Raw genomic sequence first — 15,261 nt, forward strand, 5'->3', positions numbered from 1 at the left:
GCTTATTTCTTAATTTACATTGTTTAAAATGAAAATCGCAATTGTCAATGATCTGGCGATCGCCTTAACAAATCTCCGGCGTATCCTGCAAACTGTACCAGAATATAAAGTTATTTGGACTGCCCAAAATGGAGCAGAAGCTGTAAGCAAGTGTCAACAAAATCCACCAGATTTAATTTTAATGGATTTGCTGATGCCTGTGATGGATGGGGTGCAAGCAACTCAGCAGATCATGAAACATTCACCTTGTGCAATTGTGATTGTTAGCACAAGCACTGAAAAAAATGTTGCTCAAGTGTATGCAGCGATGGGTTATGGGGCGCTGGATGCAGTAGATACTCCTATCTTAGATGGAGAAGACAGTGCAGATATGACCAACAAGTTATTGGCAAAAATAGCCGTCATCGGCAAATTGATTAAAAGTCCTACCCAGGGTACTAGAGCTAAGTTAGTGACTCGCGCATCTCACTTTGAGCAGAAGATTCAACTATCCTTGCCATCTTTAGTGGCGATTGGCTCTTCTACAGGTGGGCCCAAAGCATTGGCAACAATTTTATCCCAGCTACCAGTAAATTTTGCGGCGGCGATCGCGATTGTTCAGCATGTTAATGGTCATTTTTCCAGTAGCTTTGCTGAGTGGCTGAACCAGCAAACAGCTTTACCTGTGAGATTAGCTGTCGCAGGCGATCGCTTGCAAAAAGGAACTGTGTTGCTGGCTGGGAGTAACGATCATCTTCATTTAAAACCAGATTTAACACTAGATTATACCAATCATCCTCGTGATTACCCTTACCGTCCCTCTGTAGACGTATTTTTCCAAAGTCTCGCCCAAAATTGGAAAAACAAGGGGACAGGAATTTTACTCACAGGTATGGGAAGAGATGGTGCAGCAGGTTTAAGCGAATTGAAATGTCAAGGTTGGCATACTATCGCCCAAAATCAAGAAAGTTGTATTGTTTACGGAATGCCTAAGGCCGCTGTGGAGTTAAATGCTGCCGTTGAGATTTTATCTTTGGAAGCGATCGCTACTACTATCCGACAAAAGTTTATCTAATTAGTTATCCTTCTATTAAGACGCTGTATTTTTCATATAAATTATTCTTCAACTATTAACATATATAAATTCATCACCAATGAACGATTCACCTAGAGAAGAAAAAATCACTGTTTTGTTAATAGACGACCAGTCAATTATCGGTGAAGCTATTCATCGAATGCTAAAACCTGAAAATGATATCATTTTTCACTACTGCAACGACCCCACTAAAGCTATTACAGCAGCCAAACAATGTCAACCTACTGTAATTCTCCAAGATTTAGTGATGCCACAAATGGAAGGGTTATTATTAGTTAAATTTCTCCGTGCCAAAGACTTACCTACTGCTCACATTCCGCTAATTGTCTTATCAAGTAAAGAAGACCCAATTATTAAAGCTAAAGCATTTGAATTAGGGGCAAATGACTACTTGGTTAAATTACCAAATCCAGTGGAATTACTTGCCCGTATTCGCTATCATTCTAAAGCTTATATTAATTTTCTCAAACGTCAAGAAGCAGAAGCTCTTTTTAAGTCAGAAATTATGCGGCAAGCTGCATATATTGAGCAAGTAGGTAAAGTTACCACAGCCGCTTCTGAGGTAGAAAAGGATGCTTTCCAACCAGACGCTCTCACTGAAGTTGCTAAACGTAGCGATGAACTAGGACAACTAGCACGAGTGTTTACTCATATGGTAGAAACTGTCAAGGCTAGAGAAAAACAACTGACTAATGCTAATACTCAGCTAGAGTCTTTATTGAAAGCTTATGGGCGGTTTGTACCGCACGAATATCTAAAATTTCTTCGCAAGGAGAGTATTACTGATGTGAATTTGGGCGATCACGTTAGTAAAATTATGGCAGTCATGTTCAGTGATATTCGCTCTTTTACGACGATATCAGAAGACATGACACCCCAAGAAAATTTTAACTTTGTCAACGCTTACCTCAAACGAGTCAGTCCAGAAATTCGCAGCAATTACGGACTAATAGTTAAATTTTTAGGGGATGGGATGATGGCAGTGTTTCCTGATGGTGCAGATGATGCAGTGGCTGCTGGAGTTGCTAAACATAAACGTGTTCATGAATATAACCAGCAACGTATAGAAAAAGGCTATTTACCTTTACAAGTTGGCATTGGTATTCATGTAGGACATATGATGTTAGGTATGGTAGGAGAAGAAAATCGGATGCAAGGTGATGCTTTTTCGGATAACGTTAATTTAACAGCTCGCTTAGAAGGATTAACAAAATTCTATGGTGTATCTTTGCTCATTTCCGAGCAGACTTTAGAGAATATGAGTAAGTCTAAAGAATATAAAATTCGCTTTTTAGATCGGGCAGTTGTTAAGGGGAGAACTGAACCAATTTCTGTCTATGAAATCCTGGATGCTGAATCTGCAAAAATACAATTTTTAAAGTTACAAACTCAGCCTGAATTTGAGCAAGGTGTACAATATTATCGTCAAGGCGATTTTGAGGAGGCAAAGGATTATTTTACCAGAGTTTTAGCTGTGAATGCTGCTGATAAAACGGCTGATTTGTATCTGGAACGAGTGAATTATCTATTACAACAGGATAAGCCAGATAATTGGGATGGGGTTTGGCGATTTACTGAGAAGTGAATTTGAATACTACCACATCCACAATTTCTTAAGAGCGATTTTGAGAGGATGTTTTAAAAGTCCAGGAGAGCTAAAAATTAGCACAATATAGCTGTAGCCAAATAGATTAGGACATCAAGCTAAGATAAAACCCTGACAATAAAAGGCTTTCAAGTCTGTCAACTGTCAACAGCTATAAATATTCTTTATATGTCAATTAAAGCAAGGGTTATGACAATAATTTGAGCCAGTTAATTACATGTTTTTATCTTTTAGTTTAACTTTTTAGCATCACAGGTACTCAAGAACCTAATTCTTTGCCTTGATCTAGCATTATTCCTAAGTTTTCAGGCTGTAGATTACCCTTGTCAATTCGTAAAATTTCTTGGATTAATTGGGTTTCTCCTGATTTTGATTCAACAACTACTTGGATTTTAAATTTCACACTATCCCCTTGAATAACTATATCAGTTCTCCCCCGAAATTTTTCGCTCTCCAATTTAAATGCGTTTGCCCTGAACCTACTGACAGTTTCTTAATAATTAACTAAAGGAAAGGCAGCAATGTTCTCCAAGTTGCCTGATTGTAATAGACTTTGCCAATCTGCTGCTAAAGACGCATCGTTAGAATTAGCAAAGCGTAGTTGACCTAGCTTTGTCAAAGCATCAAACCAAATACCATTAGCAGCATAAATTGCAATTTTTTGTCGAAGATCTGTTGTCGCTTGCAACTGTTGCTCTAAACTAGGATTCAATTTTACTCTTTGAATGTCTCCTTCTACATATATAGGAACACTCGTTGTTTGTTGTTGATGACAACGAATTTTAAAAAACCAGCGATATGTTTTACCGACTTCTAATGGTGTCACAGTAGATGGCAGAGAAATCCCAATAACACCAGAATTTGCTGTGAGGGCGATGTTTTCCTGTTTATAAATTTCGGTTTCTTCGCTATCCTGTAGGACAAATTCAGCACTCACATTTTTATAAGGAACATAAAACCAAAACATTGGACGTTCAGAGGTAGTTAGTCCCCACACATCTACTGGCGTTGATGTATTTGTTTGTTTATTAGTGGTTACGCGCTCTTGAAAAGGGACTAAAGCCGTCAAGGGAGTTTCTACCGCAGGACAATCATTGCGGCTACCCATTCCGCTTCTACGTCCAGATATAGTACTTAACCCAGCAGGTGGTTGTGGTGGAACAAAAACTGGTCGGTAAGTTCCCTTTTTAGGTATAGGAGGGTTTTTGACTGGTTGTACAGGTGGTTGAGTATTTGCAGGTAGTTTAGTTTGGGCTGTTACCTGTACTGGATATTGTAAGGTACTGCTAAACACCAAAGCACTGGCTAGAATCAACTTCATAGATTTGGATAGTAATTTCATAAGAATAAGATGAGCAACTGTGAAAGTATAAAACGAGCAACGGATTGCTTGGTAGAGCGACAGATTATTTGACCGCAGCGACAAATTAAGGTTATTCCCAACTTTTGGCGATTTTGTGGTCAATTGCAGAAGTTTTCGGTCTACTGTTTTTATTTATTCTCCTACTTTTAAAACATCCTATTAAAAAGATCAATGATATGTTCTCCAGTAACTTCATCAAGCCATGTAAATGGAATTTACAGCAATTTTCAGGTAAATAGACCACACTGTAGGGGCACGGCACCAGTAAGATTATTGTATACGAGAAGATTGTAGATGCCGTGCCCCTACTACGATTGTGGTTCAAATGCATGAAAACTGCTGTAAAATAAAAGCCTCGTTGTGAACTACACTATTAATTAATTGGTTAGAATTTTTCTTCTTATTCACATTTGGCTGACTAATTTTTTGCAGACATCAGTAAGGGGCTAATGCTGATGCACTAAGTTATGTATCTATATAAATTCACTCGAATATGGTTTATACTTACGTGCAGCGATACCAGATGCAGTTAAAATCACAGCCAAGGTTGAAGGAACAAAAGGAACCCATGCCCCAGATATACTAATGATGACTGTACAAACTCCGTATAAGACTATAACTGTAGCAACGATAGTGCAGCCTTGACCTAAACGTGAATTGATACGCCAAATAAATAAACCAGAAATTAAACTCCATCCAAGAATCCACAGAATATCACCCCAGTAAGGAAAGACCCAAAGCAGAACTCGTTGGTCTAACACAGCACTGATAATTTGGCTGACCATTTGCGCTTGTATCAACACGCCTGGTATCCTTGCAGGCTGCTGCACAACGCTATAGGGAGTTGCCCAAATATCGCTGACAGTATTAGCCGTGACTCCAATCAAAATTATTTTATCTTTGACTAACTCAGGGTTTACTTTATCATTAAATATATCTTCTAGAGAAACTTTTTGGAAATTGGTATCGCGGTAGTTGACTAATATTTGAAAGCCACCTAAATCCACCCCTTGTTGGTAGCCACCACTATAGCCTGGCTTTAAACGGTGTAATACTTGATCGCCAAACTTGATATCATCTTTATTTACATTAACTTGAATATTTTCGTCAAATAAATAACGAGCAGCAAGTTGAAAACTCAACGAATGAATTGTTTTACAAGGAGATGAAGCTTCTTGCTCCATCATGAGAATTTGCCGACGCACTATATAGTCAGAATCTTCAATTCCATCCGTAAAACCTTGACGTTCTACAGGTACTTTGTTCGGAGGTTGTACACCTTGAGGGTCAAATTTACTATCTTTACCTTTGCAGGCGACAACAACTGTATCTGCTTTTAGTTCATCAACCAGGTTTCTCTGGTTTGGTTTTTTAGGGTCTTGAGAATCTCGATAAAGATCCAGTCCAATTACTCGTGGTTGATATTGTTGTATTTTGTGCAGTAACTGGGCTAATTTATGATCTGGAATTGATTTCGTGCCTCGGACAATCTCTTGTTGGTAAGATTGAATATCTTTTTCGGTAATCTCAACAACTAGCAACCTTGAATCTTGCTCTTGTTTTGGTCGCAGTCGCAACATGTGGTCTAAGGTTTGCAATTCTGCTGTCTGAAGGATGCCTAAATACCTCAAACCTATGGTTGAGGCTGCTATGATTACACTCGTTAAAATTACAGTCTGAAGGTTGCATTTTGGAGTCGAAATTCTGCTGTTTGTAGAACCTTTATCGAGGGATTGAATATCACTAGAATTGTTTGTATAACCAATATCCAGAGATTTACTATCACTGTCACTGTTTGTCAAACCAATATCTATAAATTTCTGATTACTAGAATTACCGCAGAGTTCTTGCCAAGTTACTGGCACAGTTGTAGGATTTTGACAAATTAGAGGCAACCAACTGGCACAGGGAAAGTCATTTTCTAATCCTTGCAATCTTTCCCTTGCTTCTCTCACAGCTGCATATAATGTTTTACCACCTGCAAAGGCAGAAAGAAATTTTTTCAAAAACTCTTGCGCTACTAAATCTGGTATTGGTTCGCGCATAACAATCATTTGAGGAATATTTAAATCAGCTAAATTTCTTGCTAAACCAATGCCGTCACAGGAATTAAAAATTGCCAGTTTTAAACCTTGTAAAATTACTTTCTTGAGTGCATTTTTTAACTGGGGAATGGTTAAACTATCTGTCTGATTAATGTCAATCTGCCCTAGTTCTCCATCTGCAAGACTGGCACTATGTCCTGCAAAAAATAGAATATCCCAATCCTGATTCCACAGTTGCTCATCTAGTTCTTTGCGGGTTGGTTCCACCAAAAACTTAACTTGGGTATCTGCCAAACCTTCCAGCCAATAACGGTCTTTTTCAATATCGATACCAACACTATTACCTAAAATAGCCAAAATTTTGACTTTACCTGTAGGAGTTTTTTGTGTTAGATGAAGAGATGAATATTCTTGATTACTTAAAGCTAATTCAGCCTGGGGATAATGCTCGAAAAAATCCCACAAATGCCAAGGTAGTCGATGCAAAAGAGCAACATTTGTCTCAAAAATGACTCTAATTTCATCATTGGGGCTAAGTAAAGTCCGCAACTGCCGCTCAATATTTTGGAATGACTCAGATTTTAACCAATCATTAATATACCTTTGTAGCTGTTGACAAACATCATTAAAGTCATTTATAGAAATATTAGTAATATCTTGCTGGTTTACTTTTATACGTTGCTTGCTGCCCAAGCGACAATGTACGGCTTCGTAGAGCAATCGCCATTTGTGATAAATATTGGGAAGTTCTGGTACTGGTGGCAAACTACCGATAAATTTCACACTTAATGATTGGTTAGTATCCCAAAGTTGAGCAGTAACTACAGCAAATCCTTGCTTAAAGTCACCTCCTAACAAACTGAAAACTAATAGCTTACTCATAGGTTGACTGTGGGCTATTTAAACCACAAAATTTTCTGTTATTTGCCAATCATCACCAGCAACTTGGATAATAAAACATTCTCCTATCTCTCCATCAAAACGCGGTAATTGTACATAGTTATCTTGTTCTCGACTTTGTACTTGATGAATTATTTCGGCTGATTCTGTAAGCAAAGTTAGCTTTATATTAGCAGGTAGATAAGTTTCTCCATTAGCAGGATGTAATTGTACGCGAATACTAGTTGTTTTGTTTGCTTCTGGTTTCAAAGCCACTAATAGCACTAGTTGTTGAGACTCTAGTTGCATTCCCAAGTCAATCAACTTGGCTCGTTTAACACTAGCATTTGCTAACCCAAAACTACTTCTAAAACTAAAAGCTAGACTCTGAGCATTTGTATTTAAAAATGTCTCAATGGTTTTCCAAGAAGTCTCATAAATGCCCTCCAGCCAACTACTAAGATTAACTTGTTCCCAAGAAGACTGTAACTGTTGTTGTCGCTGTTGGTGTAAACGTTGCCGCCACTGTTGATTATCCAGCAACGCTCCCCAGGTGATAAATGGCACTGATAATCTAGGAAAAGCCACAGAGGAATTTCCTAAACGCTGGCAGAGATTTTCTGCTTGCGTAGTGGATAATTCTCCCAAAGGAGCGATCGCGGCTTTCATCTGTTCTTGAGAGAATTGGTAAGTCATCCAAAAAGCATTGAGGTCTTTGGTTAAATCTTGGGCATCTATGCAATAAGTTCGATCTATGGGATCATAATTAGCCAATGATTTAAGCTGTTGATGGGTTGTATAGCCCCAAAATCTTACCCAATTCTCATTGGGCTTAACTTGCACTGCTATATAGTAATCTGCCGCCCAGTGGGGAATATCTACCCATTCTTGGGGTACTTCTAGTTCTCCATCATCTATTACTTCACTGGGAATTAACACAACTCGCTTCTGTCCTAATAAAACTACCGCACCATTCACAAATTCCCAAAAACCCGGCACACCAGGTAGGCATTCCCAGGCGGTAGCATCAGGAACATATTCTGCTTGCATCCAATCTAAAAAGACATCCAGGCAAATTTGATTGATATAGGCGTGCCAACGACTGCTAGGTGTAGCATAAACTTGGCTATACTGCCAAGATTGCTGTTGGATTGTTGGCGAAACTTCTAGCTCCCATTCTCTTGGGTCTGCAAATACATAAGTCATTTTTAATACTCTTTACTACTTGGTGATTGTGAAATTAGGTTGGGTTGTAATTACTTCTGAGCCATTCTTCCAAAACATTACTCATATCTTTTATTTGGTTGGAAGTCATAGAAATATTCAATGTCTCCTGGCTCCAGTTGATTAATGTTGCCAACAAGGATTCTCTGGCTTTAATCAACCGACGAGAAACCGTGGGCTGGCTAATCTGTAATTGTTTGATAATATCCTGTTGAGTCACTCCCTGTTGGTAGTATAGTTTAATTATTTCTTGGGTTTGGGCATTGCACCCTTGTAAAGCTTTTAACAATACAGCATTTATTTGAGACAGTTGCTCTTGGCGGTTTTGGGCCTCTTCTTGGGCTAGGATATCAGCTATTAATGAGTCAGAGGAAGGGTCTGGCAAATCCAAGGTGATGTTAGAATCATCTTCTGATTTGAGTGCATCTAGAGAACTCACAGGTGGATAGAGATAATCACGCAGGTAGGTAGCAGTACGAGTTAACAACTGTTCAATTGTCTCTATACTACATTGTGGAGCTTGTTGACTTAATTGGTTTAGTCGTTCGCTGTTGTAGAGATTAGCGATCGCTTCCCAAAGTTGGCGATTTGGTTCTGGTAATTTACTATTAGCACCCGCCGGGTTTGGCACATACAGTTCTTTAAAACAAAACCAAGCTAAACGATATTGAGCAATCATCGCTGGTGATAATCCAGCGTGTGATAAAGATGCTAATACCTGCTTTTTGCTCACCTTGCGTAACAATGCCCAATTGGTAGAGCTATCAGCTTCCTTGCGTTGCCGTAAAATATCTCTCAACCGAGTGGGAATTGCCATTTTTGCATAGGCTTGTAAGTTATTGCTAATTTCAGGTTTAAAGCCTTTGAGGATGTTTTCCACCTCAGCATTTGCTAGTTGAAAGTAGTCAGCTAGACCATATTGGTTGAGTGTAAATTTAGCAACAGTCTTCTGAGCCGCCCAATAACATTGTTCTTGTAAATAAGCAGACAAGTGCATCTTGGCAAGACTCTGAGATTGGTTATACCAATGCTTGTACCAGTAAATTGCCCAAAAGTTTTCTGCGTTCAATGCTTCTGGGTAGTGGTCTAAGCATTTTTTGATACTTCGACACAACTTGGGATCTGTTAACCATTTCCGGAATCTATCTGCTTCTAACTGCGCGAATGTTGAGAATAATTCTGTAATATCTTGGCGAGAACGCATAAACTGATTAAAAATATAATTTTTTTGCTAAAAAAGGATTATTTTATTCCGCTTCGCTTGTCAGTTGTCAGTTGTCAGTTGTTTTTTAAAGGAGTCTAATACCGTTCATAGAAATCTGTACAAATCTACCCAAAGATAGACAATACTAGACAACTTAGTTTGTAATCTTAGTCCAAAGTCCTAAAACTACAGGGATAAACGGCAATCCCTCTATCCCATCCATAAAGTTTGGGATTACTTGCACTAATTGTTGCAGACTGTTGATTCAAAGCTTATTAGGCGTTGTCTTGTCCAAAAAATAGGTAAAGTACTACTTACCATCCGATTTAACGGCGGCTTTACCTAATTTCATCATATCATAACAGGCAAACACTACCTATAAATGGGTAAGAATGGGCAGGTTTGTTCAGAATTCAACTTACAGTTTCAAACCCCATCCCAAGGGTGGGTGGTTTTTAGAAATCTTTGCCACTGACCACTGACCACTAACTACTGACAAAACTCCATCCTTTTGTAGGTGGAGTTTTTATCCCGATTTTGGTACTTAATCTTAGTTTATCTTAAAAATTGCCTAACTACTCGCTGTGGTTGTTGACTGTTGACTGTTAACAGTCAACAGTCAACAGGATTCATATGTGCAAATTAAATGCGAAACAGCTTATTGTGGATCGCCACAGACATAATCAGCACGTACCCAACCACGTATACCATTGTGGGAAATATTCCACCAATAAAAACCATCGCGACTATATTGACCTCTCATTAAAGGTATTAAACTTCCATTTCTAACTTCTCCAATTTTTGCGAAGTTTTGCCCCGGTCTAGTACGTATAGACAACCGACCATATGTATCCTTAGTACAAACTTTGGCATAAGATTGGGGACGAGATACAACATCAGTTCTACCAAGACCAGGGCCGACTTGGGCACTTGCAGGTAAAGCAGTTGCCAAAATTACTACGCTAGCCATGAAAGCTTTAAACATAATCCAAATACTCCTTGACAAAATGAAAAATTGTGAATATGAAATATCAGTCTTCGGAAAAAATTTAGGAATCAAATCTAAGCAGATAAAATCCTAGATTTTAATTTCTAAATTTGGACATCAAGATACTTTGGTTGATATCTATTTACATAGTTCAACAGCGTATCTAAATCTTCTCGGCTAATCATGCCAATACATCCAGAAGTACCGTCTTCACCGTTGTTCTTGTTAAAGGATGGGTCTACATGAATACCTAATGCAGTACGACCTGTAGAGAACTGAGGTGTTATTGGTAGAAAACGCTCACCAGCTTCTGTAATTGTTCCTCTAGTATGAGTTCGCGCTACTTTATATATTCCATTGGGCAATGGTGCTTCAGTGCCAGAAACATGACGATTTCTGTTTTGTGTATAATTTCTTCCTGATACTGCCATGAAACTATTGATTAGCTTGCCATTAGCATACAGACGAAGCTCAAAAAGTGGATTACCTAAATTATTTGTCATCCCTGATTCGCTAAGAGTCATGTAATTACTAATCTGAGTTGACTCTTGATTTATTGATATTTTGTTTGCTAATAATTGGACATTTTCTGTCGGTTTTATTTCGGTAAAATCTGATGTTTTTATGTTAGGCATATTTGGATTGCAACCTACTAACATTAAACAATTAAATGAGGTTAAAGCTAGTCGTATTGACATGGATTTTTTGATATTTACGAGTTTGTGTTTCTCTCTATTAATTAATTGGTTGGGATTTTTCTTCTTATTCACATTCGACTGACTAATTTTTTGCAGACATCTGTAGAGTGTTAATCCTGATGCACCAACTTTTGTATCTACTTCCACCCAGCGATACCAGATCGAGTTACACAGCCAAAGATCAAGGGACAAAGGGCAGCCCCCAGATACACTAGGGACTGTTTTCATTGCCTGCTGAGGAATAGCAAATTCATATCTAGCAAGCTTTTTGGGCTTTCCTCTGCGTCGCACTCACGTCAGTTTAGCATCTGTGGGTTTGGGTTTACGCTGGTCAAAAAGCGATCGCTTCACTGCACATTTTGACCGGGGTATTCCTCTTGTATCCGTTAACTCCCAAGCTAGGACATGGCAAGAACACAGGTTATACAGCAGATTGCTAGTTGGTGAAGTACAGATTATATCGTTGATTGTAGGGGCACTGGCACTGCCATGCCCCAAAGCGCGTACTTCATTTACCTGAAATCTGCTGTATTTTTCTGTAGTTTATGTACATATGTATATAAAGATTTTATAAACTGGATATATTCGTTTAAGTGAGACTTGGGAAAATGGTAATATATCACCGTCAGCCAAGTTTCAACACAAAAAGGTAGTGGTGCGATTTACCTATATTTGCTCTTGGTTCCTAGTAAGCAGCCTTACCTGCTTGAGTTTAACTTCGTTGAAATCAGTTAAGGCGCAAATCATTCCTGATGGTACTCTTGGTGCTGAAAGTTCAGTTGTTACTTCCGACGTGATTATCAAAGGGATTCCCAGTGACAGAATTGATGGAGGTGCAATTCGCGGGGGTAACCTCTTCCACAGCTTTCAAGAATTTAACATTAACTCAGGAAGAGGCGCATATTTCACCAATCCCAGTGGCATTGAGAATATCTTGACAAGGGTGACGGGAAGTAATGTTTCTAATATTTTGGGGACACTGGGGGTTTTGGGTAATGCCAACTTCTTTTTTTTGAATCCCAATGGGATTATTTTTGGAGCTAATGCTCGTTTGGATGTGAATGGTTCCTTTGTGGGGACTACAGCCAATAGCATTGGGTTTGGAAATCAAGGCTTTTTCAGTGCCACAAATCCTCAGCCTCCTTCGGACTTACTGACAATCAATCCTTCTGCATTCTTCTTCAATCAACTTCAAGGGGGAAGAATAGAAAGTAGGTCAAATCTACAAGTACCAAATAGTCGCAGCTTGCTGCTAGTGGGTGGAGACATCACCATAAATGGAGGGGGATTGAATGCTTTCGGTGGACGAGTGGAGTTGGCAGGGTTAGCAGGTGATGGAACAGTAGGGTTAAATGTTGATGCTAACAATCTGAGTTTGACTGTACCTGATGATGTGGCAAGAGCCGATGTATCACTGATTAATGGTGCAATTATTGATGTGAGTGCTGGTGGGGGAGGCTCAATTAGCGTTAATGCCCGGAATTTAGAGGTAAGAGAAGGGAGCCAACTTTTGGCTGGGATTCGTTCAGGTTTAGGTACATTGGAGGCCACTGCTGGAGATATTACAATTAAGGCAACTGATTCTGTTTTGTTTGATAATCAAAGTTTTGCCTTTAACGATGTAAATTCTGCGGGCATGGGCAACGCAGGGAATGTATCACTTGCTACAGGCTCTCTTGAAATACTCAATGGTTCCGCACTTACTTCCGATAATTTTGGGGGACAAGGAAATGGGGGCAACGTCACTATTACCACTGACTCTCTAATGGTACTTAATGGTGGATTCCTTTCCGCCAGTACCTTTGGTCAAGGGGATGCAGGGAGTGTAAAGATTACTGCTACTGATTCTGTTAAGTTTGATGGTAATAGTTATGCTGGTAGTCAAGTAGGATCAGAAGCAGTGGGGGATGCAGGGGGTGTATTCATTACTACAGGTTCTCTAAAAATTACCAATGGTGCTCAACTTAATGCCAGTACCAGAGGACAAGGTAATGCAGGCAGTGTCACCATTAATGCCACTGATTTGGTCAAATTTGATGGGGAAGGTAAGGATGGACGTAACAGTGGGGCATTCAGCCAAGTGAGTCGTGGAGCAATGGGCAATGCCGGGGATGTATCCATTACCACAGGCTTCCTAGAAGTTACCAATGGTGCTCAAGTGTTGAGCAGAAATAATGGTGGAACAGGTAATGCAGGGAGTGTGACTATTAAAGCTAAGGATACAGTTTCCTTAGCTGGATTAAATGGTAATTTCCAACCCACTGTTGGCAGTGATGTAGCGAGTGGGGGAATAGGCAACGGCAATGACATCAATATCACGGCAAACTTAGTTATTATCAAAGATGAGGCAATTGTAGCAGCCAGCATCATCGCTGGAAAGGGACAGAATGGCACACTTGCCAGGGCTGGTAATGTAAATATTACCGCAAGCGATCAGGTTTTTGTGAGCAACAACAGTGAGGTTTTCAGTGAGGTTGGTATAACCTCATTCGGTATAGGCGGAAGTATCAACATTACAGCACCCGAAGTATCTCTTGAGAAAGGTGCATCTTTAATTACCCAAATTAGACGAGGTGGTAAGGGTCAAGGAGGTGACATCAACGTCACAACTGCCTCATTGGAGGTGACGGGTGGCAGCCAACTGTTTGCTAGCACTTTTGGGGAGGGAGATGCAGGCAATATAAAGATTACTGCCAGTGATAAAGTTTCTTTTAATGGTGTAGGCAGCAATCGATTGGGAAGAAATTTTTTCATCAATAACGATGAAATTGATTCCAGTGGAATCTTCAGCACAGTGGAATCCAGGGCAGTGGGTAATGCCGGAGGTGTATACATTACCACAGGCTCCCTGGAGGTACTCAATGGTGCCGTACTTTCTGCCGATACCTTTGGAAAAGGTAATGCAGGCAGTGTCACCATTATTGCTACTGACTTGGTCAAATTTGATGGCGAAAGTCAGGATGGAAATATCAGTGCGGCATACAGCGATGTTAACTTTGGAGCAGTGGGCGATGCAGGAGGCGTATCCATTACTACAGGCTCCCTAGAAGTTACCAATGGTGCCGTACTTTCTGCCAGTACCTTTGGTGAAGGGGATGCAGGGAGTGTAAAGATTACTGCTACTGATTCTATCAAGTTTGATGTTAATAGTTCTGCTATTAGTCAAGCTAGTTCAGCAGCAGTGGGAAATGCAGGTGGTATTGACATCTCAACTAACACCCTAGAACTCCTTAATGGGTCTTATCTATCTGCTACTATCTGTAGCTGTAGTCCTGGTCATGCAGGTAATGTAAAAATTACCGCTACTGGTACAGTCAAGTTTAATGCTGGAAGTCATATTACTAGTCAAGTAAGTTCAGTAGCAAAAGGAAGAGCAGGGGGTGTGGATATTTCCACTCAGTCCTTAGAACTGTTGGGTGGTTCTTATCTATCTGCAAGTACCTTTGGTGAAGGGGATGCAGGGAGTGTAAAGATTACTGCTACTGATTCTATCAAGTTTGATGATAGAAGTTATGCTGTGAGTCAAGTAGAATCAAGAGCAGTAGGGAAAGCAGGGGGTGTGGATATTTCCACTCAGTCCTTAGAACTGTTGGGTGGTTCTTATCTATCTGCAAGTACCTTTGGTGAAGGGGATGCAGGGAGTGTAAAGATTACTGCTACTGATTCTATCAAGTTTAATGATAGAAGTTATGTTGCTAGTCGAGTAGAATCAAGAGCAGTAGGGAAAGCAGGGGGTGTGGATATTTCCACTCAGTCTTTAGAACTGTTAGGTGGTTCTTTTTTTGATGCAAGTACCTTTGGTGAAGGGGATGCAGGGAGTGTAAAGATTACTGCTACTGGTAGTGTTAAGTTTGATGGTAATAGTTCTGCTGGTAGTCAAGTACGCTTAGGAGCAGTAGGGAAAGCAGGGGGTGTGGATATTTCCACTCAGTCTTTAGAACTGTTAGGTGGTTCTATTCTATCTGCAAGTACCAGGGGAACAGGGGATGCAGGGAGTGTAAAGATTACCACTACTGGTAGTGTTAAGTTTGATGGTAATAGTTCTGCTACTAGTCAAGTAAATTCAGGATCAAAAGGAAAAGCAGGGGGTGTGGATATTTCCACTCAGTCTTTAGAACTGTTGGGTCGTTCTTTTCTATCTGCAAGTACCTTTGGTGAAGGGGATGCAGGGAGTGTAAA

Annotated in this window: 11 protein-coding genes; 4 read left to right on the plus strand and 7 right to left on the minus strand. The window is 39.8% G+C overall.

Annotated features, from left to right (window positions below; translation table 11 throughout):
* Window positions 1–28 precede the first annotated feature (28 nt).
* A complete protein-coding gene (locus tag AACW45_RS22560) occupies window positions 29–1,054 on the plus strand; it encodes a chemotaxis response regulator protein-glutamate methylesterase (RefSeq protein ID WP_190634964.1) in 1,026 nt (341 codons plus the stop codon).
* A 79-nt stretch (window positions 1,055–1,133) separates the two neighbouring features.
* Window positions 1,134–2,660: a response regulator gene (locus AACW45_RS22565; protein ID WP_190634966.1), complete on the plus strand. Its 1,527-nt coding sequence runs from the start codon at window positions 1,134–1,136 to the stop codon at window positions 2,658–2,660.
* A gap of 280 nt (window positions 2,661–2,940) precedes the next feature.
* Here the strand turns inward: AACW45_RS22565 and AACW45_RS22570 are convergent, their stop codons facing one another.
* The 7 genes from AACW45_RS22570 to AACW45_RS22600 form a co-directional block, all read right to left on the minus strand.
* Window positions 2,941–3,084, minus strand: a complete 144-nt coding sequence (locus tag AACW45_RS22570; RefSeq protein WP_339381951.1) for a hypothetical protein — start codon at window positions 3,082–3,084, stop codon at window positions 2,941–2,943.
* A gap of 90 nt (window positions 3,085–3,174) precedes the next feature.
* On the minus strand, window positions 3,175–4,002 hold the full coding sequence (locus tag AACW45_RS22575) for a DUF928 domain-containing protein (protein ID WP_190634970.1): 828 nt from the start codon (window positions 4,000–4,002) through the stop codon (window positions 3,175–3,177).
* 515 nt (window positions 4,003–4,517) lie between these two features.
* A complete protein-coding gene (locus AACW45_RS22580; RefSeq protein WP_190634971.1) occupies window positions 4,518–6,971 on the minus strand; it encodes a CHASE2 domain-containing protein in 2,454 nt (817 codons plus the stop codon).
* A gap of 18 nt (window positions 6,972–6,989) precedes the next feature.
* A complete protein-coding gene (locus AACW45_RS22585; protein ID WP_190634972.1) occupies window positions 6,990–8,174 on the minus strand; it encodes a DUF1822 family protein in 1,185 nt (394 codons plus the stop codon).
* Window positions 8,175–8,208: 34 nt separating this feature from the next.
* Window positions 8,209–9,396 (minus strand): sigma-70 family RNA polymerase sigma factor, encoded by a 1,188-nt coding sequence (locus AACW45_RS22590; RefSeq protein WP_190634975.1) that lies wholly within the window; start codon window positions 9,394–9,396, stop codon window positions 8,209–8,211.
* Window positions 9,397–10,054: 658 nt separating this feature from the next.
* A complete protein-coding gene (locus AACW45_RS22595; RefSeq protein ID WP_242045693.1) occupies window positions 10,055–10,381 on the minus strand; it encodes an SH3 domain-containing protein in 327 nt (108 codons plus the stop codon).
* Between the two features lie 107 nt (window positions 10,382–10,488).
* Entirely contained in the window at window positions 10,489–11,229 is a 741-nt protein-coding gene (locus tag AACW45_RS22600; RefSeq protein ID WP_313933799.1) for a L,D-transpeptidase, read from the minus strand.
* Window positions 11,230–11,350: 121 nt separating this feature from the next.
* Between AACW45_RS22600 and AACW45_RS22605 the strand changes: the two genes are divergently transcribed.
* Entirely contained in the window at window positions 11,351–11,602 is a 252-nt protein-coding gene (locus AACW45_RS22605; RefSeq protein WP_190634995.1) for a hypothetical protein, read from the plus strand.
* 201 nt (window positions 11,603–11,803) lie between these two features.
* Window positions 11,804–15,261 (plus strand): two-partner secretion domain-containing protein (locus tag AACW45_RS22610; protein ID WP_190634977.1); only part of this gene is annotated, 3,458 nt, incomplete at its 3' end.

Origin of the sequence: Calothrix sp. FACHB-168 (assembly GCF_963889195.1) — a bacterium.
Taxonomy (GTDB): Bacteria; Cyanobacteriota; Cyanobacteriia; order Cyanobacteriales; family Nostocaceae; genus Aulosira; species Aulosira anomala_A.

Bases quoted from the DNA above. Each gene is read 5' to 3' on its own strand.
- AACW45_RS22560 (WP_190634964.1), top strand. From the start codon at position 29: ATGAAAATCGCAATTGTCAATGATCTGGCGATCGCCTTAACAAATCTC.
- AACW45_RS22565 (WP_190634966.1), top strand. From the start codon at position 1,134: ATGAACGATTCACCTAGAGAAGAAAAAATCACTGTTTTGTTAATAGAC.
- AACW45_RS22575 (WP_190634970.1), bottom strand. From the start codon at position 4,002: ATGAAGTTGATTCTAGCCAGTGCTTTGGTGTTTAGCAGTACCTTACAA.
- AACW45_RS22580 (WP_190634971.1), bottom strand. From the start codon at position 6,971: ATGAGTAAGCTATTAGTTTTCAGTTTGTTAGGAGGTGACTTTAAGCAA.
- AACW45_RS22585 (WP_190634972.1), bottom strand. From the start codon at position 8,174: ATGACTTATGTATTTGCAGACCCAAGAGAATGGGAGCTAGAAGTTTCG.
- AACW45_RS22590 (WP_190634975.1), bottom strand. From the start codon at position 9,396: ATGCGTTCTCGCCAAGATATTACAGAATTATTCTCAACATTCGCGCAG.
- AACW45_RS22595 (WP_242045693.1), bottom strand. From the start codon at position 10,381: ATGTTTAAAGCTTTCATGGCTAGCGTAGTAATTTTGGCAACTGCTTTA.